The 24,509-nt window shown below is 70.9% G+C and carries 29 protein-coding genes; 14 read left to right on the top strand and 15 right to left on the bottom strand.

The genetic code is table 11. From position 1 onward, the window contains the following. The first annotated feature begins 86 nt into the window (after nucleotides 1–86). Entirely contained in the window at nucleotides 87–860 is a 774-nt protein-coding gene (locus tag C4V41_RS39050; protein ID WP_103961037.1) for a DUF6544 family protein, read from the top strand. Here C4V41_RS39050 and C4V41_RS39055 read toward each other — a convergent pair whose 3' ends face one another. Beyond that, a complete protein-coding gene (locus C4V41_RS39055; protein WP_103961038.1) occupies nucleotides 861–1,508 on the bottom strand; it encodes a helix-turn-helix domain-containing protein in 648 nt (215 codons plus the stop codon). Nucleotides 1,509–1,610: 102 nt separating this feature from the next. Here C4V41_RS39055 and ppk2 point away from each other — a divergent pair, with 102 nt between their 5' ends. Together ppk2 and C4V41_RS39070 are read left to right on the top strand one after the other, a co-directional pair. Next, entirely contained in the window at nucleotides 1,611–2,396 is a 786-nt protein-coding gene (gene ppk2 / locus C4V41_RS39060) for a polyphosphate kinase 2 (RefSeq protein WP_103961039.1), read from the top strand. A gap of 103 nt (nucleotides 2,397–2,499) precedes the next feature. Beyond that, nucleotides 2,500–3,342, top strand: a complete 843-nt coding sequence (locus C4V41_RS39070; RefSeq protein ID WP_200824515.1) for a hypothetical protein — start codon at nucleotides 2,500–2,502, stop codon at nucleotides 3,340–3,342. Nucleotides 3,343–3,361: 19 nt separating this feature from the next. On the opposite strand, the gene C4V41_RS39075 is transcribed toward C4V41_RS39070, so the two are convergent. Then, complete coding sequence (locus C4V41_RS39075) at nucleotides 3,362–4,807, bottom strand: sensor histidine kinase (RefSeq protein WP_235030655.1); 1,446 nt, start codon at nucleotides 4,805–4,807, stop codon at nucleotides 3,362–3,364. Between the two features lie 131 nt (nucleotides 4,808–4,938). Between C4V41_RS39075 and C4V41_RS39080 the strand changes: the two genes are divergently transcribed. The 3 genes from C4V41_RS39080 (at nucleotide 4,939) to C4V41_RS39090 (ending at nucleotide 7,764) form a co-directional block, all read left to right on the top strand. Continuing rightward, nucleotides 4,939–5,949 carry a D-ribose ABC transporter substrate-binding protein gene (locus C4V41_RS39080; protein WP_235030656.1) on the top strand — a complete coding sequence of 337 codons (1,011 nt, stop codon included), beginning with the start codon at nucleotides 4,939–4,941 and terminating at the stop codon, nucleotides 5,947–5,949. An 82-nt stretch (nucleotides 5,950–6,031) separates the two neighbouring features. Next, nucleotides 6,032–6,628: a TetR/AcrR family transcriptional regulator gene (locus C4V41_RS39085; protein WP_103961041.1), complete on the top strand. Its 597-nt coding sequence runs from the start codon at nucleotides 6,032–6,034 to the stop codon at nucleotides 6,626–6,628. 245 nt (nucleotides 6,629–6,873) lie between these two features. Next, nucleotides 6,874–7,764 carry an ABC transporter permease gene (locus C4V41_RS39090; RefSeq protein WP_103961042.1) on the top strand — a complete coding sequence of 297 codons (891 nt, stop codon included), beginning with the start codon at nucleotides 6,874–6,876 and terminating at the stop codon, nucleotides 7,762–7,764. Between the two features lie 6 nt (nucleotides 7,765–7,770). Here C4V41_RS39090 and C4V41_RS39095 read toward each other — a convergent pair whose 3' ends face one another. After that, entirely contained in the window at nucleotides 7,771–8,046 is a 276-nt protein-coding gene (locus tag C4V41_RS39095) for a hypothetical protein (RefSeq protein WP_103961043.1), read from the bottom strand. A 175-nt stretch (nucleotides 8,047–8,221) separates the two neighbouring features. Between C4V41_RS39095 and C4V41_RS39100 the strand changes: the two genes are divergently transcribed. Further along, the gene (locus tag C4V41_RS39100; protein WP_103961187.1) at nucleotides 8,222–8,692 is read left to right on the top strand and encodes a VOC family protein; all 471 of its coding nucleotides are present in this window, start codon (nucleotides 8,222–8,224) and stop codon (nucleotides 8,690–8,692) included. Between the two features lie 8 nt (nucleotides 8,693–8,700). Here C4V41_RS39100 and C4V41_RS39105 read toward each other — a convergent pair whose 3' ends face one another. Both C4V41_RS39105 and C4V41_RS39110 read right to left on the bottom strand, forming a co-directional pair. Beyond that, entirely contained in the window at nucleotides 8,701–9,090 is a 390-nt protein-coding gene (locus tag C4V41_RS39105) for a VOC family protein (protein WP_103961044.1), read from the bottom strand. Then, complete coding sequence (locus tag C4V41_RS39110; protein ID WP_103961045.1) at nucleotides 9,087–9,368, bottom strand: ArsR/SmtB family transcription factor; 282 nt, start codon at nucleotides 9,366–9,368, stop codon at nucleotides 9,087–9,089. The genes C4V41_RS39105 and C4V41_RS39110 overlap by 4 nt, the downstream gene beginning before the upstream one ends. A gap of 128 nt (nucleotides 9,369–9,496) precedes the next feature. Here C4V41_RS39110 and C4V41_RS39115 point away from each other — a divergent pair, with 128 nt between their 5' ends. From C4V41_RS39115 to C4V41_RS62250, 3 genes are read left to right on the top strand one after another with little or no spacing between them, the layout of a single operon-like run. Further along, nucleotides 9,497–10,012 (top strand): pyridoxamine 5'-phosphate oxidase family protein, encoded by a 516-nt coding sequence (locus tag C4V41_RS39115; protein WP_103961046.1) that lies wholly within the window; start codon nucleotides 9,497–9,499, stop codon nucleotides 10,010–10,012. Between the two features lie 20 nt (nucleotides 10,013–10,032). Next, nucleotides 10,033–10,455 (top strand): PPOX class F420-dependent oxidoreductase, encoded by a 423-nt coding sequence (locus C4V41_RS39120; protein ID WP_200824517.1) that lies wholly within the window; start codon nucleotides 10,033–10,035, stop codon nucleotides 10,453–10,455. A 53-nt stretch (nucleotides 10,456–10,508) separates the two neighbouring features. Next, complete coding sequence (locus tag C4V41_RS62250) at nucleotides 10,509–10,679, top strand: hypothetical protein (RefSeq protein WP_160150535.1); 171 nt, start codon at nucleotides 10,509–10,511, stop codon at nucleotides 10,677–10,679. Here C4V41_RS62250 and C4V41_RS39125 read toward each other — a convergent pair whose 3' ends face one another. After that, complete coding sequence (locus tag C4V41_RS39125; protein ID WP_103961047.1) at nucleotides 10,680–11,564, bottom strand: diacylglycerol/lipid kinase family protein; 885 nt, start codon at nucleotides 11,562–11,564, stop codon at nucleotides 10,680–10,682. 98 nt (nucleotides 11,565–11,662) lie between these two features. On the opposite strand from C4V41_RS39125, the gene C4V41_RS39130 reads away from it, so the two are divergent. Together C4V41_RS39130 and C4V41_RS39135 are read left to right on the top strand one after the other, a co-directional pair. Beyond that, the gene (locus tag C4V41_RS39130) at nucleotides 11,663–12,403 is read left to right on the top strand and encodes a phosphatase PAP2 family protein (RefSeq protein WP_235030657.1); all 741 of its coding nucleotides are present in this window, start codon (nucleotides 11,663–11,665) and stop codon (nucleotides 12,401–12,403) included. Further along, nucleotides 12,396–13,055, top strand: a complete 660-nt coding sequence (locus C4V41_RS39135) for a phosphatase PAP2 family protein (RefSeq protein WP_103961049.1) — start codon at nucleotides 12,396–12,398, stop codon at nucleotides 13,053–13,055. Before C4V41_RS39130 ends, C4V41_RS39135 begins: the two co-directional genes overlap by 8 nt. Here the strand turns inward: C4V41_RS39135 and C4V41_RS39140 are convergent. Beyond that, nucleotides 13,048–14,256, bottom strand: coding sequence for a cytochrome P450 family protein (locus C4V41_RS39140; protein ID WP_103961050.1), 1,209 nt, complete (start codon nucleotides 14,254–14,256; stop codon nucleotides 13,048–13,050). The genes C4V41_RS39135 and C4V41_RS39140 overlap by 8 nt on opposite strands. Nucleotides 14,257–14,447: 191 nt before the next feature. Between C4V41_RS39140 and C4V41_RS39145 the strand changes: the two genes are divergently transcribed. Next, on the top strand, nucleotides 14,448–15,431 hold the full coding sequence (locus tag C4V41_RS39145) for a helix-turn-helix transcriptional regulator (protein WP_103961051.1): 984 nt from the start codon (nucleotides 14,448–14,450) through the stop codon (nucleotides 15,429–15,431). An 18-nt stretch (nucleotides 15,432–15,449) separates the two neighbouring features. On the opposite strand, the gene C4V41_RS39150 is transcribed toward C4V41_RS39145, so the two are convergent. Further along, entirely contained in the window at nucleotides 15,450–15,905 is a 456-nt protein-coding gene (locus tag C4V41_RS39150; protein ID WP_103961052.1) for a hypothetical protein, read from the bottom strand. 172 nt (nucleotides 15,906–16,077) lie between these two features. Here C4V41_RS39150 and C4V41_RS39155 point away from each other — a divergent pair, with 172 nt between their 5' ends. Beyond that, nucleotides 16,078–16,839 carry a Stf0 family sulfotransferase gene (locus C4V41_RS39155; RefSeq protein ID WP_103961053.1) on the top strand — a complete coding sequence of 254 codons (762 nt, stop codon included), beginning with the start codon at nucleotides 16,078–16,080 and terminating at the stop codon, nucleotides 16,837–16,839. Here the strand turns inward: C4V41_RS39155 and C4V41_RS39160 are convergent. The 7 genes from C4V41_RS39160 to C4V41_RS39185 form a co-directional block, all read right to left on the bottom strand. Beyond that, nucleotides 16,820–17,488 carry a DUF5825 family protein gene (locus C4V41_RS39160; protein ID WP_103961054.1) on the bottom strand — a complete coding sequence of 223 codons (669 nt, stop codon included), beginning with the start codon at nucleotides 17,486–17,488 and terminating at the stop codon, nucleotides 16,820–16,822. The two genes, C4V41_RS39155 and C4V41_RS39160, sit on opposite strands and share 20 nt — an antisense overlap. Continuing rightward, entirely contained in the window at nucleotides 17,485–19,422 is a 1,938-nt protein-coding gene (locus C4V41_RS39165) for a RiPP maturation radical SAM C-methyltransferase (protein ID WP_103961189.1), read from the bottom strand. The genes C4V41_RS39160 and C4V41_RS39165 overlap by 4 nt, the downstream gene beginning before the upstream one ends. 23 nt (nucleotides 19,423–19,445) lie before the next feature. After that, nucleotides 19,446–20,201: a hypothetical protein gene (locus C4V41_RS39170; protein WP_103961055.1), complete on the bottom strand. Its 756-nt coding sequence runs from the start codon at nucleotides 20,199–20,201 to the stop codon at nucleotides 19,446–19,448. Further along, the gene (locus C4V41_RS39175; protein ID WP_103961056.1) at nucleotides 20,183–21,178 is read right to left on the bottom strand and encodes a multinuclear nonheme iron-dependent oxidase; all 996 of its coding nucleotides are present in this window, start codon (nucleotides 21,176–21,178) and stop codon (nucleotides 20,183–20,185) included. Before C4V41_RS39175 ends, C4V41_RS39170 begins: the two co-directional genes overlap by 19 nt. Beyond that, nucleotides 21,175–23,118: a B12-binding domain-containing radical SAM protein gene (locus C4V41_RS39180; protein WP_103961057.1), complete on the bottom strand. Its 1,944-nt coding sequence runs from the start codon at nucleotides 23,116–23,118 to the stop codon at nucleotides 21,175–21,177. Before C4V41_RS39180 ends, C4V41_RS39175 begins: the two co-directional genes overlap by 4 nt. Nucleotides 23,119–23,145: 27 nt before the next feature. Beyond that, a complete protein-coding gene (locus C4V41_RS62255; RefSeq protein WP_160150536.1) occupies nucleotides 23,146–23,304 on the bottom strand; it encodes a hypothetical protein in 159 nt (52 codons plus the stop codon). Between the two features lie 149 nt (nucleotides 23,305–23,453). After that, nucleotides 23,454–24,353, bottom strand: a complete 900-nt coding sequence (locus tag C4V41_RS39185) for a CHRD domain-containing protein (RefSeq protein WP_160150537.1) — start codon at nucleotides 24,351–24,353, stop codon at nucleotides 23,454–23,456. Between the last annotated feature and the right edge of the window lie 156 nt (nucleotides 24,354–24,509).

Below are 24,509 nucleotides of genomic sequence, written 5' to 3' on the forward strand. Positions count from 1 at the left end.
CGGGGGAGGACTTCGCGCCCCGGCTGGTGTGTGCTGGAGGGGTCCACAGGGCGGAGGCCGGCAATGGGCGGATCAAGGAGGGCGTCATGACGGTCGTCATGGCGCCGCCGTACCTGAGCGAAGAGGCGCGGCGTGACTGGGAACTGCTGCAGGAGCCGACGGCCGGGGCGCGGCCGTTCGACCCGGGGCGGGCGGACCTGCTGCCCGAGTCGGCCCGCCGGTGGGTGCTGCGGGCCATCGCGCCCGGCACGCCGCTGCTGCGCGGCGTCGTGCTGACCACGCGCGGCACCATCAGGCTGAACGCGTGGCGGGACTTCCACGCCACGCAGGTGCTGGTCCCGCTGGAGGGGTTCGTGTGGACGGCCGCCACCCGGCGCGGCATGCTCCCGGTACGCGGGTTCGACCGCTACCGCGCGGGCACCGGCGAGACGCGCTGGCGGGCCCTCGACACTTTCCCGGTGATGTCGGGCACGGGCCCCGACGTCAGCAGGAGCGCGGCCGGCCGGCTGGCGTGCGAGCTGGTCCTGGCGCCCGCCGCCGCGCTGGACCCCCGGGTGCGATGGAAAGGGCTCGACGACCGCCAGGCGCTGGCCTCGGTGCCCGTCGGCGGCGAGGACCACGACGTGCTGCTGGTGGTCGACGAGGACGGCAGGCTCGAAAGCGTCACCGTGTCCCGGTGGGGCGCCCCGGACGGCGGGCCGTACCAGTGGCAGTCGTTCGGGGTGGTGTGCGAGGGCGAGGCGGCCTTCGACGGGTTCACCATTCCCGAGGGCGTGCGGGGCGGCTGGTGGCCCGGCACGCCACGGTGGGAACAGGGCGAGTTCATCCGGTTCGTGGTCGGCGACGCCGTCTACCGGTGATCAGATGCCGTGGATCCGGCGGCCGGTGATCCGCTGCGGGATGATGCTGATGCAGAGCTGCCGCTCGCCGCCCGCCCACGGGGTGACCCCCGAGTCGGCCGCCTCCTCCGGCGGCACATGGTGGGCCGGCCCCTGCACCAGCACGCTCCAGCCCTCCCTCCTGGCCTCGTCGATGTTGTCGATCTGGAAGGCGATCAGCAGGTCGACGCCCTCCAGGCCGGTCCGCAGGTCCTTGTCCATGGGGCCGCCCACCGCCGTACGGAACACGATGGCGCCGCCGTGCATGCGGTAGTTGACCGGCAGCACCGTCGGCCCGTGCGAGCCGCTGAACGCCACCCGCCCGATCCCGCCCGGCTCGATCAGCCGCAGGCACGCCGCCTCGTCCAGCGTCTCCAGCGTGGGGTTGGCCATGGCGGGCCCGCGTCCCGGCGGCCGGTCCTGGCCGCCGCCCAGCAGGTCGTCGCTCGTCGTCCCGAGGGCGTCCGCCAGCCGGTAGAGGGCGCCGGCGTCCGGGGTGTCGGCGTTCTCCTCCAGATATTTGATGTAACCCGGTGACATTTCGGCGCGCTCGGCGACCTGCTCACGGGTCAGGCCGAGGCGCTCGCGGTGGTGGATGATGCGGCGGCCGAGGTCGCCTGTGCCTGTCATGATGGCCTCTCCCAGATGTACGTCAGTAGCAGGGGGGCATGCCTGGACGCTACCCGCGTACCGGATCCCCTAGCCATGGCGCGGCCCGGAGGGACTCGTCGAATGACCGCCGACAGGATGAAGCGTAAGCCGTACGAGAAGCAGCTTTTCGAGCTGCAGGCGGAGCTGGTGAAGCTGCAGGAGTGGGTCAGGGCCGAGGGGCGGCGGGTGGTCGTCGTCTTCGAGGGGAGGGACGCGGCCGGCAAGGGGAGCACGATCAAACGGGTCGCCGAATATCTCAACCCCCGCGTGGCCAGGATCGTCGCGCTGCCCGCGCCCACCGAGCGGGAGCGCACCCAGTGGTACTTCCAGCGTTACGTCGAGCACCTGCCCGCCGCCGGGCAGATCGTGCTGTTCGATCGGAGTTGGTACAACCGGGCCGGGGTCGAGCGGGTGATGGGGTTCTGCACGCAGGAGGAGTACACGCGGTTCCTGCACCAGTGCCCGATCTTCGAGCGGCTGCTGGTGGAGGACGGGGTCCTGCTGCGCAAATACTGGTTCTCGGTCAGCGACGACGAGCAGGAACGCCGCTTCCGCGCCCGCCTCGCCGACCCGATGCGGCGCTGGAAGCTGTCGGAGATGGACCTGGAGTCGATCGCCCGATGGGAGGAGTATTCGCGCGCCAAGGATGAGATGATGATCCACACGCACATCCCCGAGGCGCCCTGGTATGAGGTGGAGAGCGAGGACAAACGGCGGGCCCGCATCAACATGATCTCGCACCTGCTGTCCACGATCCCGTTCCGCGAGGTCGTGCGCTCGCCGCTGGAGATCCCGCCGCGCCCGGCCCCCACCGGCTACCGCCGCCCGCCGCGCGTGGAGACGCTCGTGCCCGACGTGACCGGTTGACCGCCCGCGCCGCCGAACCGGTGCGGCGGGCGTTAAGTACGAGGTCTTCCGACGGGGTACTTCTCTCCTCGTCAGGCGTGGCCGCGTGACCAGGAGGCACTACATGAAAGCTTTCACCGAGCGAGCCCTCCCGCTACTGGCCCTGCTGGGGCTGGCCGTGGCGGGCTGCGGGGGCACCGGTGAAACCGGGGCCACGGTCTCGTCCCCGTCCCGTTCGTCCGTCCCCGTCACGAGCCCTCCCCTCACGACCCCCGCCCCCACGACCCCGGCCCCCGCCACCACCACCTCCGCTTCCGCGAGCACGTCCGAGCCCGCTCCCGGCGGGACGCTGATCGCCGGTCGCTACCAGCCGTTGTGGCCGTTCTCCGGCCCGGGCGAGGCGGCGGCCTGGCAGCGCTCCTACCAGGCGAACGGCACCGGCAAGTGGCACCTCGACGCGGGCCGGACGGCGGTCGCCTTCTCCCGCGACTTCCTGGGCTTCAAGGAGATCGACCGGGCCGTCAAGACCGTCGAGGACGGCGCGCACGCCCGCGTGCACGTCGGGTTCCGCGCGGAGGAGGGCCCGAAACCGCTGGTGGCGGCCGTGGTGCACCTCATGCGGTACGGCGGCGGCAAGGACGCCCCCTGGGAGGTGGTCGGCACGGACGACACCACCCTCACCCTGACCACCCCCCGATACGGCGCCACCGCGAGCTCCCCGCTGACGGTGGGCGGGCGGATCAGCGGCGTGGACGAGAGCATCCGGATCCAGATATACCGGCCGGGCACGGCCAAGCCGCTGGGGGAGCGGTGCTGCGTGGCGGCGGGCGGCACCAACTCACCCTGGTCGGGCCGGGTCACGTTCACGGCGCGGCCGGGACGTACGCTCACGGTGGTGGCCTCGACCGGCGGTCACATCGCGACGGTGGAACGCTTCGCGGTCACCGGCGTGACCGTCCCCGGCTAGCGCTCCCGACCGTTCACGATCAGGACAGGGGACCACCGGTCCGATGTTCAACGTGGCTCGCCGCGCCAAGCCGCGCCTTCTCCCCATGCGCATGATCCGCGTCGTGCGTGGTGTCGTGCGTGGTGCAGCTGGGAAGGCGGAGCTCGAACCGCGCGCCGCGGGGGCTGTCCTCAAGGGTCAGGGTGCCATGGTGGGCTTGCGCGATCTGCCGGGCGATCGGTAGCCCAAGCCCGGTCCCGCCGGCGTCCCTGGCTCGGGAGGCCTCCAGCCGCGCGAACCGCTTGAAGATCATCTCCCGCTGCGCGGGTGGAACGCCTTCTCCGTCGTCGCTCACCTCCAGCACCGCATCCCCGTCATCGAGCGTGAGGAGCACGGTGATGACGGACTCGGCATGCCGTTCGGCGTTGTCCAGCAGGTTGTTCAGCAGCCTGGTCAGGTCGAGCCGGTCGCCCTGAACGATCATCCCGGTCATGAGGCGGTGGCGTACGTAGACTCCGACGGGCCGCCGATCCAATTCGCGCCGCACCAGCTCGGTCAGGTCGAGTATCTCGCGGCGGCGGGTGACACCCGCGTCCAGCCGGGCGAGCTGCAGTAGGTCGCGGACCAGGATCTGCATGCGTTCCACACTCTCCAGCACCATGCCCGCGACATGCGGCCAGTCCGCCTGGCGCGGGTCCATCAGGGCCTCCTCGATACGAATCCGCATGGCGGTCAGCGGGCTGCGCAGGTCGTGGGAGGCCTCGGCCGCGAAGCGGAGCTGCTGGTCCACCGCCGATTGGGCCCGATCCAACGTTCGGTTCGCGGTCTCGGCCAGATCCCGCAGCTCGTCGTGGTACGGAGGCACCGGCACGCGATGGCCCAGGTCACTGGCGGTGATCCGGGCGAGGTTGCGGCTGATGGCGCCCACCGGCTCCAGGGTCTTGCCCACGATCCGATAGCTGCCCGCGGCGGTCGCCCCGACCAGGAGCAGCCAGCCCGCGGCGAGCGGGATCAGCAGCTCCGGGCCCACGTACCAGGGGACGTCGGGAACGGCCATGTTGATCAGCCACACGCCGTCGGAGCGATGAAGCGGGTAGGCGAGCACGATCATGCACTGGCCGGGGAACGCTCGCGCATCGCACGTGCGGATGGTGGCGAAGCCGTCGGGATCGGGGCGCAGGTTCGTCATGGGCGGCCTGCCCGCCATCTCCCGGGTGGCCGCGACCACGTCGCCGGTCGAGTTGAACACCTGGACCGCCGGGACCGGACCGGCTTTCGCCAGATCGGGTGCCTGCTGGCGCACCTGGACGCCCATCTCCACAGCGAGCGCGAAGAGGCGGTCGGTCCGGTGATCGATGGCCGCATGCCGCTCCACCAGCACGATGAACACCGCCAAGGCGGAGCACAGCAGCGCCATGACGGCGCTGGCGAGCAGGGTCAGCCAGGCTCGGATCGAGTAGCGACGCCACCTGCCGACTCTGATCACCCCCTCGTGACCAGCCGCAACCGTAATAGCTCCTGTACCAAACCCTAGCTGGCCATTGGGAGATAAAATCCCAAAAGCCAGTAAACGCCGCCATAGTGGCGGCCAGCGTGGCGGGGTCAGGCCGGCGGCTCGTGAAATCCATCGCATATACTTTATCCAGCAGCACAGCGTTGGCGGCTGAAATGGGGCGGCCACGACCAGTAAGAAGAACGATCTTGCGAGTTTTCGCGATTCTCATATTCGGCGGCGTATTCGGCCTGACCGCCTGCGACTCGCCCATGGGGGGCACGACCTCGGGCGACCTGACGATCGGCATTTCGGTGTCGACGCTGAGCAATCCCTATTTCGCCCAATTCCGCGACGGAGCGGAGGCCGCGGCGCAACTCGCCGGTGTGAAACTGACGGTCACGGACGCCCACAACGACAACTCCCGGCAGGCCGGCCAGATTCAAAACTTCACCAAAAAAGGCGTAAAAGCAATCATCCTCAACCCGGTCGACTCCGACGCCATCGCGCCGGCGGTCAAGGCGGCCCGTCAGGCCGGCATCCCGGTGATCGCGGCCGACCGCAGTGTCAACGGCGCCGAGGTGACACAGACCGTGACGTCCGACAATGTGGACGGCGGCAGGCTGGGTGCGCGGGAGCTGGCCAGGCAGGTCGGCGGTAAGGGCCAGGTGGTCGTGCTCCAAGGTGTGGCCGGCGCTTCCGCCTCGCGCGACCGCGACCGTGGTTTCACCCAGGGGATCGCCGCGTTCCCGAAGATCAAGGTCGTCGCCAGGCGATCGGCCGACTTCGACAGGGCCGAGGGCCGCGCCGTCATGGCGGACCTGATGCGGCGTCACCCCGGCATCGCGGGGGTGTTCGCGAGCAACGACGAAATGGCGCTGGGCGCGATTCAGGCGCTGGGGGCCAGAGCGGGGCGGCAGGTCAAGGTGGTCGGCTTCGACGGCACGCCGGACGGCATCAAGGCGGTGCGGGCGGGCACGATGGCGGCCACGGTCGCCCAGCAGCCGCGGCGGATCGGCTCGCGAGCGGTGGACGACGCCATCAAGGCGGCCAAGGGGCAGACCATCCCGAAGTCGGTCGCGGTTCCCATCAAACTGGCGACCAAGAGCAACGCCCATGAGTTCTGGACCTTCTAAAGACTCCCTGTGCCGACCGGAGACCGGCGACCGCCCGAAAGGTTGGTAGAAAGAGACATTCGGTTTCCGGGAGAGGACGGGCATGGGCAGGCCGCGCACCACCAGCGATGAGGCGATCCTGGAGGCCGCCGGGCGTGCCATCGGCCGGCACGGGCCGCAGGGCATCACGCTGGCCGGCGTCGCCCAGGAGGCCGGGCTGTCGCCGGCCACGCTGGTGCAGCGGTTCGGGTCGAAGCGGGGGCTGCTGCTCGCGGTGGCGAGTCACGCCGCGCGGACGGTGCGGGAGCCGTTCGAGCGGGCCCGTGAGGAGCACGGCACCCCGCTGGCCGCGCTGGGGGCCGCGCTGGCCGTCCTGGCCGAGGGCGTGTCCACCCCCGAGGAGCTGGCCGGCAGCCTCGGGTTCCTGCAGCTCGACCTGACCGACCCGGAGTTCCGCGCGCACGCGGCCGAGCACGCCCGCCGTACCCGCGACGAGATCGCCGGTCTGCTGGCGGAGGCGGTGGCGGCGGGTGAGCTGGTGGCCGGGACCGAGCTCGCCTCGCTGGCCCGCGCCGTCCAGATCGCCTACAACGGCACCCTCATCCTCTGGGCCCTGTCCGGCGACGGCACGCTCGCCGCCGCCCTGCGCGACTCCCTCGGCCAGACGCTGCGGCCGTACCTGACCGAACGCCCGAGCTGACCGCGACGCTCCGGCGCCGTACCCGATCGAACGCCCGAACCGACCGAACGGCCGAACCGATCGAACGCCCGCGCTGGCCGAACGGCCGAACCGATCGAACGCCCGAACTGACGGAAAGGCTCGACTCCGCGACGCTCCGGTCACGAAACTGGACCCGCACCCCCTCTGACGGGGGATGATCGGGTATCGGCCGGCCCATCGGTCACCGGGCGGGCGCGTGGTGACCGCGACGCTTCGAGGTGCTCATGAGCCACGTGGAAGAAGACTCGTCGCCGCAATCACTGGCGGAGCTGGCCCGCAGGCACGGGCTCCGCCCGGCCATCGCGCGGCCGGGGTTCATCGCCTACCTGCGCCAGCTCTGGGAACGGCGGCACTTCGTGCTGACGTACGCCACCTCGCGCAACGTCTCGAAATACTCCGGCTCGGCGCTAGGGCAGCTCTGGCAGGTCATCACCCCGCTGCTGAACGCCGCCATCTACTACGTGATGTTCGGCCTCATCCTGGGCGGCAGCAAGAACATCCCGAACTATCCGGCGTTCCTGCTGACCGGCATGTTCGTCTTCACCTACACGCAGCGGACCGTCACCGCCGGGGCCAAGTCGATCTCCGGCAACCTGTCGCTGATCCGCGCCCTGCACTTCCCGCGCGCCTCGCTGCCGCTGGCGTACACGATTCAGGAGCTGCAGCAGCTCGTCATCTCCATGGGCGTGCTCCTGGTCATCGTGGTGATCACCGGGGAGTCGCCGTCGTGGTTCTGGCTGATGATCCCGATCGTGCTGCTGCTGCAGACGATGTTCAACGTCGGGGCCGGGCTGATCCTGGCCAGGATGGGCTCCTCGGTGCGCGACCTCAACCAGTTGCTGCCGTTCATCATGCGCACCTGGCTGTACGCCTCGGGCGTGTTCTTCGCCATCCACGACAAAGTGGTCAACAGCGCCGGCCTGCCGGAGTGGGTGGCCACCGCGATGTACCTGAACCCGGCGGCCTCCTACATCGAATGGATGCGCGACATCCTCATCCACGGCCACACCCCACCACAGATGGTGTGGCTGTCGTGCCTGTTCTGGGCGGTGTTCGCGCTCATCGCCGGGTTCTGGTACTTCTGGCGGGCCGAGGACCGCTACGGGCGGGGCTGACCCGGCTCACCCTTTGACGCGGGCGTCGAACGTCGGATGGATGTCGACGTCCTTGCCGACCTTGACCAGGGTCTCGACGACCTTGCCCGTGAGGCCCACGACGCCGAACCCGTCCTTGACGGGCACGAGCAGGTGCTTCTCGTCGTACCAGCCGAACACCGGGAAGCGGTTGGCCACCTTGATGCGGGTGACGGCCTTGCCGGTGGCGGTGTCCCAGACGCAGGCCGACGACTCCAGGGAGTGGCACGCGGTCAGGAAGCGGCGGCTGCGCGGGCGGGGCACCGAGCACGGTCGTCAGGGCCAGTGCCGTGGTCACGTACAGCATCGCCTTGCGCTCCTGTCTCGAATCGGTCTGCGGATCCTACAAGATCGCGTCGGCGTGGCGGGCGGGATGAACGGGGACGGCGATCCGGTTGGGTTGAAGGACATACCCTCGGCAATGAAGGAGAGCCGCCTCATGAGCACGTCCCCCGAACCCCGGCCCGCCGTCCGCCAGCTCAGGCTCGTGGTCGAGGCCGAAGACTACGAGGCCGCCCTGACCTTCTACCGCGACGTCCTGGGCCTGCCCGAGGAGGCGGCGTTCAGCACCGGCGACGGCGCGCGGGTGGCGATCCTGGACGCCGGCCGGGCCACGCTGGAGATCGCCAACCCGGCGCAGAAGAAGATGATCGACGACGTCGAGGTGGGCCGTCAGGTGGCGCCCAAGTTCCGGGTCGCGTTCGAGGTGGACGACGCCCGCCAGACCACCGAGCGGCTGGTCGCGGCGGGCGCGGACGAGGTCGCGCCGCCCACCGTCACCCCGTGGGAGTCGCTGAACGCCCGCCTCGACGCGCCCGGCGGCGTGCACATCACGGTCTTCCAGGAGCTGCGCACCCAGGAGGAGCGCGTCTCGCTCGACGGCTTCGCCAAGGACGAGGAGCGCTCCTGAGGGGCTGATCAGCCGGCCACGTGGGCGATCTGGATCAGGTTGCCGCAGGTGTCGTCGAGTACGGCGGTGGTCACCGTCCCCATGTCGGTGGGCTCCTGGGTGAAGCGCACGCCGAGGTCGCGCAGCCGCTCGTACTCGGCCTTGACGTCGTCGACGGCGAAGGCGGTGAACGGGATGCCGTCTGCGACCAGCGCGTCCTTGAACGGCTTCACCGCCGGGTGACTGCTCGGTTCGAGCACCAGCTCGACGCCGTCCGGCTCCTGCGGCGACACCACGGTCAGCCACCGGTCCTCGCCGATCGGGACGTCGTGCTTCTTCACGAAGCCCAGCACCTCGGTGTAGAAGCGCAGCGCCTTCTCCTGGTCGTCGACGAGCACGCTGGTCAGGTTGATTCTCATGTCGGTTCCCTCTTTCCGAGCCACCGCTCGACGATCGGTTCGAGCGGTGTGGTGTTGATGTAGTGGAACTTGTACCGGCCCTCGCGCCGCGTCTCGACGAGGCCGGCGGCCTCCAGTACGTCGAGATGCTGCGAGATCGCCTGCCGCGACGAACCGAGCCCGTGCTTGGTGGCCAGCCGGGCGCAGATCTCGAAGAGTGTCTGCCCGTTCCGGTCGGTCAGCTCGTCGAGGATCGTGCGGCGCGTGGAGTCGGCCAGGGCCTTGAAGACGTCACCCACACGTCGCACCATAGGCAAGTCGCTACTTGCATGTCAATTCGGCGCCGGTCATGGTATCGCTCAAAGCGATTGAATTGATCGGAAACCATCGCTTTTACTAATGGGCTGGCTCGCCTAGCGTCATCGGTATGACGACGTACGGGAAAGAGCCGGCTCCCGAGCCTCTGTCCAGTCCGCGCGGCACACCCCTGACGACACTCGGCTGGGCGGACGTGCGGACCCGGGTGGCCGAGGCGGGCGACTACCTGCTCGCCACCACGGACCGGGACGGCCGGCCGCACGTGGTGCCGGTGCTGGCCGTGTGGCTCGAAGGAACGGTCTGTTTCGTCACCTTCCGGCAGTCGCGCAAGACCCGCAACCTCGAACGGAACGACGGCTGCGCGGTCACGGTGCCCGGTCCTGATGTCGACCTGGTGCTCGAAGGCGCCGCTCATCTCGTCCGGGACGCGGACCGGCTGCGACAGGTCGCGGACCTGTTCCCGGTCAAGTATCCGTGGTGGCATCCGGTCGTCAGCGACGGTGAGTTCTACGACCCCGCCGACGACGATCCCCGGCACGTCTACGCGCTCGAACCGGCGCGGGTGTTCGCCTTCGGCAAGGAGAAGGGGTTCAGCGCTGCCCGCTGGCGCTTCGACCGCACCTGACCTCGAAAGGAACCACACCTATGACGACGATGACCGACGACGAATGGCGATCCTTCGTCACGGCGGGGACAAGGCTTGCCCACATAGCCCTCACGCGCGCCGACGGGCGGCCCCACGTCACCCCGGTCTGCTTCATCCTCGACGGCGACGAACTCGCCTTCGCCCTGTCGCCCGGAAGCGTCAAAGGCAAGAGCCTGGCGCGTGACCGGCGCGTCGCGGTCTGCGTCAGCGACGACCGGCAGCCCTACGGCTTCGTCACCATCGAAGGACACGCGCGCACCTCCGCCGAGCCGGAGCAGGTCGAACAGGTCGCCGCAGGCATCGCCGGCCGCTACTACCCCGGTCAGCCCGCCAAGGACATCGCCGAATCGTTCGTACGGGAAGGATTCACCGCGGTCCGCATCGGCATCACCAACGTCATCGCCCGGTCCGGACTCGGCTGAGTCACGGTTACACTGCAACGCCACCGTTCGTCGATCATCGGAGAGTGCGGAGCATGAGGCGAGTTCCTGCCGGCCTGGGCGTGTTACCGGCTCTCACGGGCTGTTCCGGTCTCCAGGAGGCCGCGCAAGACGAGGGGCAGGACGGCAGGAAGGCGTCCGTGAAAGGCGGCGTGACCTCCGTCGGCCTCGCCTTCGACGGGAAGGACCGCGTGGGCGCCTGCTGACTAGTGCTCCGCCGGCAGGCAGACCGTCAGGGCGCCAGGGGCCGCCTCGGCTTCGAGCCGGGTGGTGGGCTCGCGTTCGCCGCCGTCCAGCTCGTACGTCAGCGGCGCCCCGAACCGGGCCGACACCTTCCGCGCACGGGTGATCCGGACGAACGGGGAGTCCTCGGAACGCCCCGCGGCCATCCTGCCGATCACCCGGGCCCACTGGATCGGCCCCTTGGCCGTGGAGACCCCGACCTCCAGCCAGCCGTCGTCCGGCCGGGCGTCGTCGAACGCCTCGATGCCGCCCGCGATCGTGCCCACGTTGCCCAGCAGCAGGCAGCTCGCCTCCCCGTCGAACCAGGTCGTACCGTCGATCTCGACCTTCATCGGCACCAGCGGCCCGCCGACGTGCCGGACGGCCGCCTTGACGTAGCTGAGCTTGCCGAGCCGCCGCTTGGCGCGCCCGTCGGCGTCGGCGATCATCTCGGCCTCGAAGCCGGCGCCGGCCATCACCGCGAAGTGCTCGCCGTTGAGCACGCCCAGGTCCAGCTTTTCCCGGCGGCCGTGGAAGCCGATCAGTACGGCCTCCTCAAGGTCTGCGGGCACGCCGAGGCTGGTGGCGAACAGGTTCCCGGTGCCCGCGGGCAGGATCGCCATGGGCACCCCGGAGCCGGCCATGACGTCGGCGCACCGCTGCACCATGCCGTCGCCGCCCCAGACGAACACCAGTTCGGCACCCTCGTCGAGCGCTTCCCTGACCTTCTTGCGGGCCTTCTTGCTCTTGCCGACCTCGTACCAGAGGAGCTCGCCGACGTCCTGTTCGGTGATGAGCACGCGCAGCCGGTCAAGGCCGGCGCCCAGGGTCTTCTTACGGTGCGCGACAACCGCCACGGTGGGGGACATGCCTTCCCGACTACCCAGGCGAGCCGATTCCAGGCAGGAATCAATGCGCCCTGGCGGGGTAGCGAGCGCGGATGCGTACCGAAGGAGGTCAGGAGACAGTGAGGCACCGGTGGGTCGAGGCTCGCGTCAACCGTGATCATGCCTTAGGGCTGCGGCTCACGCTCGCCGGGTTCGCGGTCGCGCTGATCATGATTCCGTTCAGCCTGCTGCTCGTCGTGGCCAAGATGCCGGTCAACGACCTGGACGCGCGGGTCGCCGCGGAGCTGCACGCGTACGCGCACGCCAACCCCGCCATGACCACGGTGCTCGCCGTCTGGTCGGAGGTGTTCGGGCCGTGGCCGTGGCGGATCGCGGTCGTCGCGTACGCCGCCTGGCTGCTGCGGAAGGGCGCCCGCCGTCTGGCCCTCTGGGCGGTCACCACCGTGGCGGTGGGCGGGGTGCTGGGCCTCGCCATCAAGATCATCGTGGCCCGGGCCCGGCCCCACCTGCCGGACCCCGTCGCGCTCGCGCCGGGCGACTCGTTCCCGTCGGGCCACACGGTCGCCGCGACCGTCGGCGCGGCGGTGATCGTCCTGCTCGTCTTATCGCGGCTGCCGCGACGGGGGCGGTGGGTGGCCTGGGCGGTGGCCGCGTTCCTGGCGCTGTCGGTGGGCTACACGAGGATCGCGCTCGGCGTGCACTGGGTGAGCGACGTGGCGGGCGGCCTGGTGCTGGGGATGGCCGTGGTCGCGGCGACCACGGCGGGATTCGAGACGTGGCGGCGTGAGCAGGGCCGCAGGCCGGCCTCGCCGCTGGCCGAGGGCATCGCTCCCGAGTCGGTGAAGGTGAGTCATGACTGAGCACATCAGGTACTACGCGCTGACGCTCCTGTTACCCGTACTGGCGATGCTCGGGGTGACGTACGCCGCCGGCCAGGTCATTCTCGCCTGGCCCACCGGAGAGGCGGGCGTCAGCGAGGCCTTGGCCGCCGATCGGACCTCCTGGTGGAACGCCGCCACCGACCTCGGCAGCAGCCTGTCCGACACGCCCTACATCGTGGCGCTGACGGCGATCGCGGTCGTCGTGTGCCGGCTCGTGTTCCACCGCTGGCGCGAATCGATCTTCCTCTTCGCGGCCGTCTGGAGCCAGTCGCTCATCTTTTTGGCCACCACCGTGCTCGTCGAGCGGCACCGGCCGCGCGTGCCGCACCTCGACCCGGCCCCGCCCACCTCCAGCTTCCCGTCGGGGCACATGAGCGCCGCCGTCGCGTTCTACTGCGGGATCGCGCTCATCCTGACGCTGCGCGTCCGTACCCGGGCGCTCCAGGTGCTGATCTGGGCGCTCGCCCTGTTCGCGCCGCTCGCCGTCGGCTTCTCGCGCCTCTACCGGGGCATGCACTTCCTCACCGACGTCACCTGGGGCCTGCTGCTCGGCATCGGGTGCGTGGTGATGGCGGCGCGAGCGATCCTGTACGCGTCCCCGGCCCGGGAACGTACGCCGTCCCTCAGGTGAGGAGCACGGGCAGCGCCCGGACGTCGTTGCCGATGAAGCTCGCCTGCGGGACCGGCTCACCCGCGCCGGTCGCGAGCCGGACGCGCGGGAACCGCTCGAACAGCGCCGGCAGGGCGATGCCCGCCTCCAGCCTGGCCAGCGGCGCGCCGAGGCAGAAGTGCAGGCCGTGCCCGAAGGCGAGATGCTGGCGGTCGCGCCGGTCGATGTCGAACCTGCCGGGCTCCGGATTGACCTCCGGGTCCCGTCCGTGGGCGCCGAACGCGATCAGGATCAGATCGCCCTTGGCGATCGTGACCCCCTCGCCGAGGTCGATGTCCGTGGTCGCGTAGCGCAGCGGCAGGTGCATGACCGGCGACTGCCGGCGCAGCGTCTCCTCGACGACGTCGCTCCAGCGGCCGGGCGCGGCGAGGACGGTGGCGCGCTGCTCCGGGTGGGCGAGCATGGCGATGATCGCGTGGTCGATCAGCGACACCGTGGTCTCGCTGCCCGCCCCGATCATCAGCAGCAGGGTGCTGATCAGCTCGTCCATGCTGAGCCGATCGCCGTCCTCCTGCTGCGCGGTCAGCAGCAGGCTCGTCATGTCGTCGCCGGGACCGGCCCGTTTGGCGGCGATGAGCCGTTGCATGGCGGCGTACATCTGCTGCTGGACCGCCGTCGCCTGCTGGACGCTCAGGCTCTGGTCCAGGACCTGGTCGATGGCGCCCAGCATGGCCGGCCGCAGCGCGTCCGGCACGCCGAACAGGTCGCAGATCACCTGGCTGGGGATGCGGTACGAGAAGCGCGCCCGCAGATCCACCGGCTCACCGGCGGGCACGGTCGCGAGCTCGTCGAGCAGGGTCGCGACGATCCTGCCGACGGCCGGCCGCATGACCTCGATGCGCCGGGGCGCGAAAGCCCTCCCGACCAGGTCCTTCAGCCGCTGGTGATCGGCGCCGTCGGTGGTGAACATGCTGACGACGTCGACCCACACGGTCAGCCAGGGGATGGCGAAGGGCCGGTAGCCGGGCCAGGACCGGCGGGCGTCCTTGGAGACGCCGGGATGGGTCAGCAGGTGCTTGACCACGTCGCCCCGGGTGACGGACCATGCGACGAGGTCGTCGGGGAGCAGGACGGGGACGGCGGGACCGGCCGCGCGCAGCCGGTCGATCTGCTCATGGAGGCGGACACCGGTGGTGTCGAGAAGCGTGGGCGAGCCGGTCACGGGGGACCTCCTGCGGGCACGAGCCGGGCACGAGTCGAGCAGGTGTGAGGTGGATTTACCCCCTTCCGGCCGCTGGGGAACCCGGGCCGGAGGGTGGCCCCGCACGTTCTCGGCGGATCCACTCGCACGCCGCGGGGGGGGGGGAAGTACCGTCGGAATGATGTGCACCTTCGGCTGACCTGGAGGCGATCATGACTCACGCCGGGCAGACGACCGCGCAGCCGGTGCTCTCGGAGTTCGACACCACCGATGCCGAGGCCATGCGTGAATACCTGGTGGCCACCTACGGCACCGGTCTGCGCATCCAAGGCGACGGCGACGGCCTGTTGCGCATGCGGCATCGTCGTCTCGACGCCGGGGCGTTCTGCCTGGACACCGCCGCGCAACTGGCGCGGCTGGCGTTCTCGGTCGAGCCGATGAGCGGGTACGTGGTGTGCATGAGCACCACCTCCCGGGTGGACCGTACCTGCGGCAGGAGCGAAGGCCGGTACGCGCCCGGCGCCGTGTTCCTGATGAACCGGCTGGACCTGCCCCACGCCACGCGATGGCTGCCCGGCCGGGTCGAGGCGACGGTCCTGGACCCCAGCCTGCTCGCCCAGGTCGCCGAGACGGCCCCGGCCAGGCGCGCCGCGGCCATCGGACTGACCGGCCTGGACCCCGTCTCACCGGCCGCCGCGGCGCACTGGAACGCCACCCGCGCCTACGTGGCCGGGCTGCTGGCCAACCCCGCGGCCGTGGCCCAGCCCCTGATGCTCGGGGCCGCCGGCCGGCTGCTGGCCGGTGCCGCCCTGGCCGTCTTCCCCAACACCGCACTCGGCCTGCCCACCATCGAGGACCGTCACGACGCCCACCCGGCCACCCTGCGCCGCGCCCTGACGTACATCGACGATCATCCCGGCCACGACCTCAGCCCGGCTGATATCGCCGCCGCCGCCGGCGTCACCATCCGGGCGATGCAACTGGCCTTCCGCCGTCATCTCGACACCACGCCGATGGCGTACGTACGCCGGGTCCGGCTCGCCTGCGCCCATCGCGACCTGCAGGCCGCCGATCCGACCAAGGGCGACACCGTCATCGCCATCGCCAACCGCTGGGGTTTCGCCCACCCGGGCCGCTTCACCGCCTTCTACCGGTCGGTCTATGACGTGCCGCCCAGCGTTACGCTCCGAGCATGACCACCGGCGGCGAGGGCGTCAGAAGCCCGCAGGACGCCAGGCGGAGGCGGCCTCGCGGTCGCGGCCCGCGGCCCGGCGATGCCAGGCGGCCTTCTCACTGAGCCACGCGGCCGACCCGGTTCCCGTGGTCCCGGCGGCGGCCATGCTCGCCCGCCGCTCGAAATGGTCGGCCAGACGCTGATGCGCTTCGGCGCTGAGCGTCAACGTCTGGCTGTACCGCCAGCGGGCCATCCGCAACCGCGCGGCGGCCCTGCTCTCATCCGGGTTCGCGTCCGGCCTTCGTGGGAGAGCCTCTCCGGCGGAGTCGCTCGCGCCGCGCCGGCGGTCCCGCATCCTGCGCAGCATCGCTCTGAAGTAGTTCGCGTCCTTCGCGGCCGCCGCGGCGCGCTCCAGGCGCCCCTCCGCCAGATGAGAGATCCCCGGCGCGGGAGTTTGCTGGCTGTTGCTCCCACTGAGCTCGAAAGGGGCATTCATCTCAGATGTCATACCTTTCGGGGCAGACAAGTCAAATGGTCACCGTGAGTGAACAAGCCACCACCTCATGGTGAGCCTCCGGTGAATCGTTGTCTGTGCCTGCCCGCGAAATCCTGAGCCATGACCTGTCCGCGAAACGAAGCGAAGCGGCCGGGATGGTAGGTATGGAAGGGTGGCGCCTTTCTTCCGCACCAACAGCACGGAGTTCGACTTCCCGCCGTTCGCCGGGCTGCCCCCGGTCCGCTACGTGCTCGCCGCGGCGCCCCGCTCCGGCAGCAACATGCTCGTTCGCACGCTCTGGCACACCGGCAGGGCCGGGTTCGCCGACGGCTACCTCACCGACACCCACGTCCTCGACTACTTCGAGCGCTGGGGCTTCGAGACGGCCGACCCGGCCGGGCTGGTGAAGGACTACATCCGCCGGTTGATGACCTGCCGGACCAGCCCGAACGGCGTCTTCGGCCTCAAGGTGCACGGCGAGCACCTGCCGGGGCTGGAGGTCGACCTGGACGAGCTGCTCCTGTCGCCGCGCTACATCTGGCTGCGGCGCAGAGACCGGGTCAGGCAGGCCATCTCGTACGTCCTGGCCAAGCAGACCGGCGTCTGGATCGTGGACGGCGTCTACCTGTCGACCAGCCGGGCGCGTACCGAACCTCGCTACGACTACGCCGAGATCCTCCGTCACCTGCACCAGCTCGACGCCGAGACGCGGGTGTGGGAGCGATATTTCGCCCGGCGCGGGCACGAGCCGCACGTCGTCTACTACGAGGACATGCTCGCCGACCACCCGGGCACCGTGCTCGGCTGCCTGCGGCACCTGGGCGTGCAGCCGCCGGACTCCCTGCCGGACCCGGGCATCAAGCGTCAGTCGGGTGAGGTCACCGAGCGGTGGGTGGCGAGGTTCGAGCGGGACGTCATGGAATCGTCTCGCTGAGCGGCCAGCGCCTGATCCGATAGGGGGCCCACCACACATACCGCCCGGTCCGGTGGAGGAGGCCGGCCCGCAGGTAGTGCTCGGTCACGGCCGGGGAGAGCGCCGTCGCGCGGACGCCCCGCAGCAGGGCCGCGATCGCCTCCTCGCGGCCCGGGTTGCGCAGGACGAGCCGCTTGAACGTGCCCGTCCGGCGGTCCCGCACTTCGAGGAAGCCGGGGCCGGCCCGGTAGCCGCACATGGCGACGTGGAAGGTGGCCCGCCACTCGGCCGCGATCCGATCCCCGTCGCCGGCCTCCGACGCGACGGCCGCCGGCGGGTACAGGTGGCTGAGGGGCCGCCAGTCCTGGGCGGCCGGCAGGCGGATCGTCCAGTCGACGGCGATGCCGTGGCTGGTCAGCTCGCGGACCACGCACAGGGCGGCCACCGTGGCGGCGCCGTCGGGGTCTCCCAGGTCGACCAGGTCGTCCAGGCGGGCCAGTTGGACGCCGTCCGCAGCCAGCCGCGACACCGCCGCGAGCGGGTCGCCGGTGAGGTCCGCGCGGCCCGCGTACACACCGGGAATCCGCCGGGCGGCCGGGTCGCGCTCTTTCCACAGCTCCATCGGCACGGGCGCCGGGATCCCTGAGGCCACGGCCGGGCGCGCGCTCATCGGCCCACTCCCGCCGGGACGGCCGTTTCCGTGGTGACCGGCCGGGCGAGGGCCGGTACGAGCGGTTCGCCCCGTCCGAGATTGTCGCCGTTGAGACGCAGCAGATCCTGGTTGGCGACCGCCGGCGCGATGTGCACGGCCTGGCCCCCGTCGCAGAACACCAGCCCCAGCTCCCGCCACCGCTCCAGCAACGCCGCGATGCCGTCCTCGGTCACGCCGTCGTGCCTGGCCGCCGCCTTGCGGGTCAGGGCCGCCAGGCCGTGCGGCGTGTCGAGCAGGCGGAACACCGTCACCTCCAGCGGATCCGTCAGATCCAGCAGCCGCCAGGAGAACCCGGGCCTGCTGTCCACGAGGACGATGTGGTCACCCAGGTCGCAGTGGGTCAGGCGGCTGATCGGATAGGCGTCCTTCCAGGCGGCGACGGCCGCGCGCAGCCGGTCGAGGCAGCCCGCGCCGATCCCGCGGTGCGGCGAGTCGAAGACATAGACGAGCTCGGACAGCTCGGCCTCCGGCAGGTCGTAGATGTGCGCGTACTGCGCGGCCGGCCGCAGGTCGCCGAACCCCAGCTCCGGCCGGTCGAAGTACGGGCTGAAGCGCTCGACCTTCAGCCGGGTGGCGTTCGACGGCGGCATGAGGTGGTGCAGGGCGGCCGCCTGCTCGATCACGTTGTCGTAGTCGGCCTCGGTCTCGCCGGGGAAGCCGTACAGGTAGTTCCAGTTCAGGTTGATGCCGACGGTCTCGGCGTCGCGCAGCAGCCGGGCGTTCAGGCAGCCGCTCACCCCCTTGTCCATCAGGGCGAGCACGTGGCTGCTCAGGTTCTCCACACCGGGCTGCATGTACGTGATCCCGGCGGCGCGCAGGGTTTCGAGCTGGTCGCGGCGCAGGTTCGCCTTGATCTCGTAGCCGATGCGCAGGTCGTAGCCGGACTCTCGCAGGCGCGGTGCCATCGACGACAGATACGCCATGTCGAGGATGTTGTCGGTCACCCACACGTCGAGGATCCGGTGCCGCTCGACCAGCCCGAGGATCTCGTCCACGAACCGGCCGGGATCCTTGCTCCTGAACTGCATCAAGGACCCGTTGAGGCCGCAGAACGTACAGTGGTGCTTCTCGCCCCACCAGCAGCCGCGCGACCCCTCCACGGTGAGCCGCGGCTCCACCCACGCGCCCGCGACGGAGCGCGCGTGCCGCTCGAAGTAGTCGCCGAACTCGGGCGCGACCAGCGCCGACGCGGGCAGCGGCCGGGCCTCCACCCGGTTCGCGACCGACGCGCCGCCGGGCTGACGCCAGCACAGCCCGGCGATCTCGGACACCTCGCCCCGGGTGCGCAGCGCGTCCAGCAACGCCGGGAAGGCCAGCTCGCCCTCGCCGCGCACCACGTAGTCCACGAACGGGAAGTTCCGGTGCATCGCCGCGCCCTGCGGCCCCTCACAGTTGGCGCCGCCGAACACCGTGACGACGTCCGGGGCGAGCGCCTTGACCGCACGCGCCGCCGCCAGGGCCGCCGCGTTCTGCGCGAACGTGGCGGTGAACCCCACCAGATCCGGCCCCATGGCCACGATCCGGGCGGCGATGTCCTCGATGTAGCGGGGCGCGAGCTCGTGCAGCTCGGTCGCCTTGGCCAGCATCGGCTCGGGCACGCTGCCGTCGAGGAACTCGGCGAACTCCGCCACCTTCCACCGGGGCCGCTCGTTCAGCGCCGCCGAGAAGATCCACTCGCTGTGGCCGGAGAAGTAGGAGCTGACGAAGGTGTCGTACTCCTCGAACGAGAAGCCGACCTGGGCGTCCACCCAGTCGATGAAGTCGAGGTTGGCGTGGACGACGTCCACGACGTCGCCGGGGAACACGTCGAGGACCCGGCGCCTGAGCACGCCGAGCGACAGCGACGGCGCGTCCACGGTCGACCACGGCATGTCCACCAACACGATGTGCATGGTTCCGTCCTTCTTCTCCAGGTTCACCACAGGCCGCGCCGGGACAGCGCGTCGCGCGCCGCCCGGCTCCCGTCCGACGGCTCGGCCGCGAAGGCCGCGGCCACCCGCTCGGACACCACGCCACGGGTGACCCCGGCGGGCGTGGCGAAGTACGCGTACGGCACCGGCTCCGCGCCCTCTCCCGGGTTCTCGCCCCAGGAGGTGAGGGAGTCCGGCGCGTACCGGCGCAGGGCGGCGTGGCCCCGGCCGGTCTCGACGATGCCCTCGCAGCCGATGGCGAACGACAGCGGCCGCTCGCACGACAGCGCCGTGAACAGGGCGATCATCAGCTCATGGGTGATCGTCTCGCGCAGGACGCGAGGCTCCGGCGCCAGGTCGAGCAGGAAGCGGGCGAACGCCTCCTCCACCGACAACCCCGTCCCCGCGTACGGCACCAGCCGGAACTCCGCGAACCGGGGCGAGCCGAGGAACCCGTCGAGCAGCTCGGCCTCCGTCGCGGCGATGAGGCGCAGGCTGTGCGGGAACGCCGTCGCGAGGCTGCCACCCGTGCCGAGCCGCCAGATCGTCGAACGGAACCGGCGCGCGGCCGCGTCCAGCTCGTCGAGGTCGATCGTCTCCAGGCACTCCAGCTCGCCCTCGCTCGTGGCCACCGCCGCGGCGCCCTCGGTGGCCAGCCGCTCCCGCAACCGGCCGTCGAGCAGCAACCGCATGATCAGGTCCGAGAGCCGCTCGCCGTCGAGCGGCCGGGCCGCCGGGGCGCTCATGTCCCGTCCGCCCACGCGCCGACCAGCTCCTTGAGGCGGCCGTAGTTCCGCCGCGACTTCTCCACCATCCGGCCGTCGTCGCGGAACATCGGGTCCTCGTAGGTGACGCCGAGCAGGTTCGGGCAGCGCGGCAGCAGGTACGCCGTCAGCTCCAGTTGCTCGTCCAGCAGCACCCCGTGATGCAGGTCGCGGAACTTGCCACCGACGATCTGGCACCCCGACAGGTGCAGCTCCCGGCAGCGCTCCAGCGGCAGCGCCTCGATGTCGTCCATCATGTGCCGGCCGGTACGCCCGCGCAGCCACTGGTAGCTGAGCAGGTGCCCCACGTCGAGCGTCACCAGCACGTCCGCGTCGTCGGCCAGCCGCCGGAAGTACGCGAACGCGTCCAGCCCGCCGAGCACGAACGAGCCGCCCTCGGTGAACCCGGGGAATTCGACGTGCAGTGGCAACTCCAGCAGCCCGGCCGTCTCGGCCGCGTTCCTGGTGGACAGCTCCAGGCCCGGCTCGGTCAGCGGCGGCGGCAGCGGATACGGCAGGGGACAGCCGCGCAGGTTCCAGATGCCGAGATCCTCGACCACCCAGCGGAAGCCGTACCGGGCGGCCAGCTCGTTGGTGAAGTCGGCCGCGGGCCGCCGGTCGTAGCGCTCCGGGCTGCCCATGTTGAACTCGGTCTGGTGGAAGGCCCGGCCGAGTCCGCCGGGCAGCGCCTCGAAGAAGCGGTCATAGGCGCGGACGTAGTCGGCCGCCCGGGGGACGGCGCGGGAGCGCGGCTGGTAGGCGAAGGCCGCGTACGCGAAGTCGGCGCCGTGGCGGCCGGCGAAGGCGCGCACCCGCGCGGTGATGTCGCCGCCGTCGTCGCTCTCCACGAACCCGACGCCGCGCCGGCCGAGTGAGCCGCCGCCCCACGGCATGTCCATGAGGAGCCCGAACCCCATCCGGGTGGTGCTCCCGGCGACCGCCGGCCCGTTCATCGTGGTGATCTCGGATGTCATAGGGGTCTCCCGATAGGCGTTTCCCGGTGCTCGGTGCCCGCCGCCGCCTCCACGAGCCGGGCCAGCAGCCGCCGGCCGCGGGTGGTGCGCGCGTGCAGCACGCCGTCGCCATGCTGCTCGACGTCGTCGCGCGGCAGGGCGTAGAAGCGTTCCCAGACCAGGTCGGCGAGGACGAGGCGGCCGTCGTCCGTCGGCATGGTGCGTACCCAGGGGTGGGGGTCGGCCGCGGCGACGGTGGCGGGCGCGGCCTGGCGGCGGGGCAGGATCGCGGTCGGCCGGCCGGGCCGTACGGTGTGGAAGACGCGGACGAGACGGTCGAGCGCCTCGGCGCGACTCGGCCCGCCGGGCACGGTGAGGGCCTGGCCGACCCGGCCGGACAGGTAGCTGAGCTCGGGATTGCCGGCGAGCGCGCCCGAGCCGTCCAGGGCGAGGCCGAAGCCGTCCGGGTCGTCCGCGAGCCTGCTGCCCGGCTCCGGGATCATGAGCTCCAGCGCGTCGATGCCGATCCGCTCCTGGTTGTCGGTGAGGAAGCGCAGCGACTCCTCGAACTCGGCGGGCGTCTCGTCGAAGACGTGGCCCATGACGGAGAACCGCAGCACGATGCCCGCCGCCGCGACGTTCTCGACGATCCGCTGGTAGTCGGCCGCCCGCACGCCCCGGTCCATCAGGTCGAGCAGCCGCTGGGAGTTGCCCTCGTAGCCGACCGACATCAGCTCGCAGCCGGCCTCGGCCAGGCTCCGGCAGAACCCGGGGTCGGCCAGGGTCGCGTCCAGCCTGCTGCGCACGCCGAAGCCGACCTTGACGCCGCGCGCGCGGACCTCGCGCATCGCCTTCAGGATCAGCCGCAGGTTGGTGTTCTCATCGGAGATCGCCACGAACGCCGCGCCGGTGTCGCGGACCACCGCCTGCACCGCGTCGGCGATCTGCCGCACCGTGCCCTGCTGGTAGGCGCCCGGCGCGAGGGAACGGTTGCCGTAGGAGCAGAACGCGCAGCGCCCCCAGAAGCAGCCCACGCACGAGACGATCGCGACCTCCATGGTCTCGTTCAGGTACGAGCGCACCGGCAGCCCGGTGTAGTCGGGCGGCCCGAGCTCGTGGAAGCGCAGCGTCACCGGCCGCTCGGAGCGGCGCCCCGTCGCCGGCCACACCATGCCGGGGACCTCGCTCTCCGGGACGACGCCGTCCAGGGCGTCCAGCCAGCGTTCGAGCGGCTGCTCGCCGGCGGTCCGGCAGAGCGCGTCCACCGACGCCAGGACGCCGGGCAGCCGCGCGAGGTCCTCGTGCCTGAGAATCACCTGCTGGCCGCCCAGGCAGATCTTCGCCTCCGGGCGCAGCCGCCGGACCCAGGCCGCGATGAGCAGGGCGGGGCCGAGCTGGCTGAAGAAGGCCACGGACAGGCCCACCACGCGCGGGCGGTGCCGGTCGAGGAGCGTCTCGACCATGCGGTACAGGTGCTCGACCGGTGGCCCCGACGCGGCGGGCGGCAACCGGGCGGCCTCCCGGGCCGCCTCGTCGAGCTCGCCGAGCCCCCGCCAGGTCCTGGCCAGGAACGAGTCGCGGACCAGCAGTTCGATGGCGTGATGGGCGAGGCGGACGGCACGCGCGGGCCCCAGCTCCGCCGCGGGCTCCTTGCGCAGGACGTGGGCGCGCAGCTCGCCGGCGTGCCGGACGACGGCCTCGGCCATCGCCCGCCGGTACCAGCCACCCGGCCCGTCGCCCGGTCGATCGCTGGGCCGGTCGTTCTCCGCCTCGCCCAGCAGCTCCGGATGGCGCAGCAGGTCGTGCAGCAGGGCGATGTTGAGATCGGCCTGGTGCACGCGCCGCCCGAGCCGCCGCAGATGACCGGTGAGGTACGGCAGGCTCAGATAGGGAAAGAACCTGGCCTCGGTCTGCGGCGGGAAGACGAGCAGGACGTCGGCCCTCTCGTCAGCAGACGGCACGATGAACCTCCCCCGCCGATCGCGGCGTCAGCCCTTGATGGGCAGGTCGCCGGTGTCCTCCGCCGCCTTGTAGGTGTAGGAGTGGTAGGACCCGCTGAGCTTGAGTTCGCTCGACTCGATCACTTCGAGCCGGTCGAGTTCGGTGAATTCGTCGTCGATGATTCTTTCGGGTAGCACCGCGGCCACGGTCCCTCCTTCGGGAAAGCCGACTTACATAACCCGCTCAACGATAATCACGTCATTCTCACCGTCAAGAGCCACTTAGCGCCGATTAAGGGCCGTCCGGAAAGGAAAAGAGCCCCGGGCGATATGCCGCCCGGGGCCCGCAATAACGTTTACCAGCCGCCCTTGTGCAGCTGCCCGCGCACCGCGCCACCGGGGAACTCGGCGGTGTGCAGGTTGGTGTACCACCCCTTCGGGTTGTTCCTGAGGCCGCGGGCGACCTTCGCGTCGGCGGTGGCGCTGCCGGCGATGCCGTTGATCCCCGCGGGCAGGCCGTCCTTGGCGGCGAAGAAGTCGACCACGACGGGGCCGTTCTTGCCCTTCACGCCGCGGTGGATGTGGCCGTTCGTCGGGGCCGCGATGCGCTTCCAGGCGGTGGCGAAGTGCACGCGGGTGCCCTTCACCCAGACCAGCCAGGCGGCCCGCCCGTCCCGGTCGCCGACCTTCGTGCCCGGCGCGGGCACCTCCTGACGGCCGTCGGCCTGCGCGGTGAGGGTGGCGCCCGACCCGCCGGCCAGCACGGATTCGAGCGCGACCGGACGGACGCGGTGCAACTGGGCCCGTACGGCGCCGCCGGGGAACTCGGCGGTGTGCAGGTTGGCGTACCAGTTCTTGGGGGTGTTCCTGATGCCGCGGAGCAGGCCGTCGTCCTTGACCGTGACCGTCCCCTTGACCGCGCCGAGCCCGGCGGGCAGCGCCGCGCCGAAGAACGGGATCTTGACGTCGCCGTTCTTGCCCGCCTTGCCCTGGTGGATGTGGAACGCGGACGGCGGGGCCACCCTGCTCCACCGGATGGCGTAGTCGACCTGCCGGCCATGAATGCGGAACACGGCGATCGCACTTCCGTTCCGGTCACCCACCTTCATTCCGGCGACGGGCACTTCGTTCTCGCCCTGGAGCGTCGCCGCGAAATACGCGGGGGCGCTCGCCTGGGCGGCGACCGGGCTGAAGGATGCGCCGATCAGCGCGGTGGCGATGGTGAGACCGGAGACGGTGAGGATACGCTTCGACATGATTGAACCTTTCATTTGTTTGGACGCCCCGTTGTACGGCACGCGTCCCGCCCCGAGTTCAATCGCCGAATGTGCATTAATACGCGGACCGGGATTCCGAAGGAGACGGCCGGGGCCGGCGGTGGGCCTGGGTGAATCGCGAGGCGGGGGAGTAGG

Origin of the sequence: Nonomuraea solani (genome assembly GCF_900108335.1) — a bacterium.
In the GTDB taxonomy this organism is placed as follows: domain Bacteria; phylum Actinomycetota; class Actinomycetes; order Streptosporangiales; family Streptosporangiaceae; genus Nonomuraea; species Nonomuraea solani.